General features: G+C 30.3%; 2 protein-coding genes. Both read left to right on the forward strand.

Features of this window, described 5'->3' with window-relative positions; translation table 11 throughout:
* Positions 1 to 218 precede the first annotated feature (218 nt).
* On the forward strand, positions 219 to 443 hold the full coding sequence (locus IE080_RS19305) for a hypothetical protein (protein ID WP_189586811.1): 225 nt from the start codon (positions 219 to 221) through the stop codon (positions 441 to 443).
* A gap of 10 nt (positions 444 to 453) precedes the next feature.
* Entirely contained in the window at positions 454 to 1,344 is an 891-nt protein-coding gene (locus IE080_RS19310) for a DUF2971 domain-containing protein (RefSeq protein ID WP_189586814.1), read from the forward strand.
* The last annotated feature ends 210 nt before the right edge of the window (positions 1,345 to 1,554 follow it).

Consider the following 1,554-nt stretch of genomic DNA (forward strand, 5'->3'; position numbering starts at 1 on the left):
AAATAAATACCCTGATCAGGGTATTTTTTCGTTGGAGGGTATTTAGTAGGTTTAGGGAGTTGAAAATACGACTGAAAAATCAGACTTAGCAAGCTTCCGTAGGGTGTATGTTGGTGGGTTTTTCAGATATATAAGTAAGTTGTGGTGCATTTAAGAAAAAAAAAACTGTACACAAATAAGTAAGAAAAATAAATATTAACTAACTAAACAATTAAGCTATGTTCAAAAAATTTAATGAATTAAAGAAAGGTGTAAAAAGAGCAATTATTGTTGGAACAATTCCAGGTGCCATGATATTAGGAGGAACGTTAGGAGCATTTAGTGAATATTATTATGACATAGATGAATTTTTTCTTTATTCAATTTTTCCAGGAATTCCATTTTACTGGATTTCAGTATTGATTGGTGTTTGGGTTTATGATGGTTTCAAAGAGAATAATTAGTTTTTAAAAAATGGAAAGTAATATTGTTTATAAATATTCCGATTGGAATGACCATTCAAAGGATGCCCTTAAAAACAGATATTTTTGGTTTTCAAAACCTACTAATTTCAATGACCCTTTTGATAGTAATATGAATATTTTATGCGCTTTTAATAGTTCGGAAAATATTTTTACTCAAACAAAATGTCCTGAAAATGGAACTCTTTTAGATTTTGTAAAAAGAAAAACAGATGATTTCGGAATTCTTTGTCTTACTAAACCAGCATTAAAAGGTAAAATAGGAGATAAAGGATTTAATAATCTTCATTTTTGGGCGCATTATGCAAATTCCTATAAAGGCATTTCAATTGGTTTTGATGCAAAGGAAATTGAAAATTATTACTCTGATAAGCTATTTTGCAAAGCACAACTATTGAAAGTAAATTATTTTGAAAAACCAATTGATATTGATTCGTATGATTTTATTATTAATCAAGATGAATATGGGAATACCACAACAAAAAGAATTAACGGGATTTTTGGAGCGTACAGAAATGATAAATACATAGATGCTTTCTTTGAGCAAATTTTACTTTTTAAAGACAAAAGAATTTGGGGGCAAGAAAATGAATTTCGGATTATTTTAGCTGGTTTAGCTATAAATAATATGAAAAGCTTGAACTTATTCTCTAATACAAATTTTAAATTGTTTGAGCCAAATGGATATAGGCTGCCTTATCCTAAAAATGACATCATAAGAGAAGTAACTTTTGGTGTTAATTTCGACAAGAATAAAATAGTTGAAGCAGTGAGTCTTATAAGTAAAGGTAATAAAAACGTTAAATTTTATACTTCAAAATTAGACTTTGTAAATTCAGACATAACTAGAGAAGAAATAAAACGACACCACAACATTGTATAAGAGCAATAGCGGGTGAAGTGGTAAATTCAAGGTCTGTGTATTTAATAAACTTTGGTGGTAGCGGACAGGTAATCTGCTTGAAAGCCGCTACTGCTCTTATACTTGACCGTTGACAGAAGTGTAGCGCTGTTCAGAGCTGGTTTAGCTATGGGGATTAAACGAATGCTGTGCCCAAACCATCTTAACCAATCAATCCGATGATCTTGACCA

Source organism: Mongoliitalea lutea (assembly GCF_014652135.1).
Lineage (GTDB): Bacteria > Bacteroidota > Bacteroidia > Cytophagales > Cyclobacteriaceae > Mongoliitalea > Mongoliitalea lutea.